We start from the raw sequence: 2826 nt of genomic DNA, 5'->3' as shown, positions 1-2826 counted from the left end.
TAATTTCCGCAAACTCAATAGATTTTCTGATTTGATCTATGATTTTTTCGCAAGTATCGCGTTGGCTGTACATTTCGCTAACCCCAATAACATTTTGATTTCCCATTGAGCGAAGAATAAAGAAGTAGTCTTGACTTGGAGAGGTTCTGATTTCAAAATTTTCAAGGTAAACGGCATTGATTCGTACCGATAAAATTTCCCCATGACAGGCTTGTTTGATTTCATGTTTCGTTCCATTTAACCATACTGTTCCATCAGAACCGTACAGTCTGTAAATCCACTTGTCTTTGGGTGACGGTAGAATTTTAAATTTTGGCATTTTAAGGCTCAGTTTTAGTTTTGAGCAAAAATAAAAGAAGGGCAAAATGAGATTTTACGGGAATCCGTAATCGGGAATACAAGTAATACGAAATGTAACGTTGGGAGTAAAAATTATATAATGCCTAAGTCTTTGGCAATGGCAACCAAATGAACCGGATTATTCGCTCTAAAAATCAGTTTAAGTTTACCAATTCGTTTTTCAATGGTACTCTTACTATTGGGCTTAATCCCCTTTTGTTTAAATACCTTTTCCATTTCTTCCTGCGATATTCCTACCGCCAAATGTTTCAAAAGCAACACATCAAATTCATCTATTTGGGTACCCGTTTTGTTTTGTAAAACATGTTGAATCTCAGGAGAAATATAGGTATTATCCGTCTCGGATAACGTCTTAATAGCCATCTTTAACTGATACAAACTATCCCTTCCTTTCAAAACAAAGGCATCAATGTGTTGCTTTTCAAAGAGCGACTTGATTCGATACTCTTTTTCTTCAACCGAATAAACGATAACTTTTAAATCGGGTTGTAGCATTTTGGCTTCGGTTATCAAATCTTCTCCCGACTTTAATTTGGAATTTTTACCATCATCCTTGAAAGACAAATCGCTAATTAACAAATCATAGGGGTCCTGCTCCAGTTGTGCTCTTTTTAATTTCAACAAAGCTTCATCGCAATATTTGTCGTGAGAGCAATACGATAAAGGCATTTCACTTAAAACATGCTGAACGGACAAACTAATGGAATCTAAATCTTCTGCTATTAAAATCTTTTTAAACATAGGCGTTTATTTGGGAATCGATACGGTAACCCGAAAACCATTGGGGTTATTGGTGTCAAAAATAAGACTTCCCTGTATAGCCAAAATACGGGTTTCCGCATTTTGAAGTCCGGACTTGTGAATTTGTGCCGTTTTTAATCCAATACCATTGTCAGAATACTGAACTTCCAAGCTGTTTTTCTTATCTGTAAAACTAACTACTACAAAAGTAGCTTGACTGTGTTTTTTAGTATTGACCAGGAGTTCCTGAATAACGCGGTACAAAGTTATTTTGTGGATGGCACTCATTTTATGCCAATTCAGTTCTTCCGTAATTTTTCGAATAACTTTCAACTGGGCATCTGAAAAACTGTCAATCATTTGAAAAAAATCGGATTCAAAATGGGCATCCGTTCGAATTTCGCTGTTTTCTTTCGCAATATTTCTCGTGCGTCTGTATATATGCTCCATACTGTCCAACAATCGATCTTTGGCCTCGGGGAGTTCCAAATTTTGAGTCTGAGCAAAAGTCATCGTATTAAAAACATCATTGGCCAACTCATCGTGTATTTTTTTGGAAATTCGGGTCTCTGTCAGATAAGTGGCTTGTTGAAGTTTACGTTTGTTTTTAATTTGATACAAACGGTACCCGAGGTAGGCAATTACAAAAAGTAAACCCATCAAAAGCAGAAGAATAGATTTTTGATTTTTGTACTTCACCACTTCTTGAATGGCTTTCTTAGAATCGTACTTTATTTTGGCAAATTGATTTTTAGCCCCACTTCGTACTTTAGTAAGGCTATCATTAAGAGCAATATAGCGTTGATAGTATTGTTTCGATTCTTCGGGTGTCCCAAAACGGGTTAACCATTTTAACGACTCTAATTGATCATCAGGACTTTGCGATTTAAGGGCGGCGTTTTGGGCTTTTTGGGCATACGCTTTAGCCAATACTAAATCTTTATTTTGATAATATTCAGAAAGATGCATATGCGAAGCCATCAAACCGATGTAATCGGAAAGGCTATCTCGAATGTGTAATGCCTCGGTCATAAACGGCAAACCGGATTCTTTATCTTGTAGGTAATTGACATAACCCAAATTGTCTAAAACGCGAGCATATTCCAGCCTATTTTTCTTCAATAGGGCTTCCGAAAGTAGAGGTGTAAAATACTTTGCAGCGGTGGCATACGCTTTCTTTTCCTGATAAATTAATCCAATATTGTTTTTGTAAATAATCCGATCCAATGAATCAACAGATTGCTCTATAGCCTTTTCATAATAAGATAAAGACTCCTCTAAATTATTTTGCTTATGGTAACATATCGCAAGCAAATTATAAAAATACGGCAAGTAAAAGGTACCTTTATAGTGATTCAGGGCCTCTGTAATAGTCTCTTCACAACCAAAAAAATCGCCTATATAATGTTGCAAGGCAGCCGAATTTAAAGCCACGTAAGCCGCTTGTTCAGAATCCAGTGCCACCTTTTGTTTAGCTTGATTGTAATTAAAATAAGCACTGTCAAATTGGTACTCTTGTTCGAACTTCTCCGCTTTTTGGAGAAAAACGGAAAAATCATCCCGGGCAGAAACTGCTTTTTTCTCTTGGCAAGAAAAAAGAACCGTTAACACCCCAAATAGGAAAATCGGGAAATGAAAAGTTTGATTTTTCATTCCCCGAAGATATTAAATTTCCTTAAATGTAGGACCTACACTTAATCTGAGCCAAATGATGGTGGCGGAGGG

General features: G+C 36.5%; 3 protein-coding genes. All 3 read right to left on the bottom strand.

The window, feature by feature from the left end; translation table 11 throughout:
- The coding region (locus V7M80_RS13120) for a YegP family protein (RefSeq protein WP_333696813.1) at nucleotides 1-319 on the bottom strand (319 nt) is incomplete at its 3' end.
- Between the two features lie 113 nt (nucleotides 320-432).
- On the bottom strand, nucleotides 433-1101 hold the full coding sequence (locus V7M80_RS13115) for a response regulator (protein ID WP_333696811.1): 669 nt from the start codon (nucleotides 1099-1101) through the stop codon (nucleotides 433-435).
- Between the two features lie 6 nt (nucleotides 1102-1107).
- Nucleotides 1108-2754: an ATP-binding protein gene (locus V7M80_RS13110; RefSeq protein WP_333696810.1), complete on the bottom strand. Its 1647-nt coding sequence runs from the start codon at nucleotides 2752-2754 to the stop codon at nucleotides 1108-1110.
- Nucleotides 2755-2826: the final 72 nt, after the last annotated feature.

Origin of the sequence: Flavobacterium sp., assembly GCF_036759525.1 — a bacterium.
GTDB lineage: Bacteria > Bacteroidota > Bacteroidia > Flavobacteriales > Flavobacteriaceae > Flavobacterium.
The sequence above is the reverse complement of the archived record's forward strand: the minus strand, read 5'-3'. Positions and strand labels throughout refer to the sequence as shown.

Excerpts from the sequence above, each read along its gene's own strand:
- V7M80_RS13110 (WP_333696810.1), bottom strand. The coding sequence starts at position 2,754 with ATGAAAAATCAAACTTTTCATTTCCCGATTTTCCTATTTGGGGTGTTA.
- V7M80_RS13115 (WP_333696811.1), bottom strand. The coding sequence starts at position 1,101 with ATGTTTAAAAAGATTTTAATAGCAGAAGATTTAGATTCCATTAGTTTG.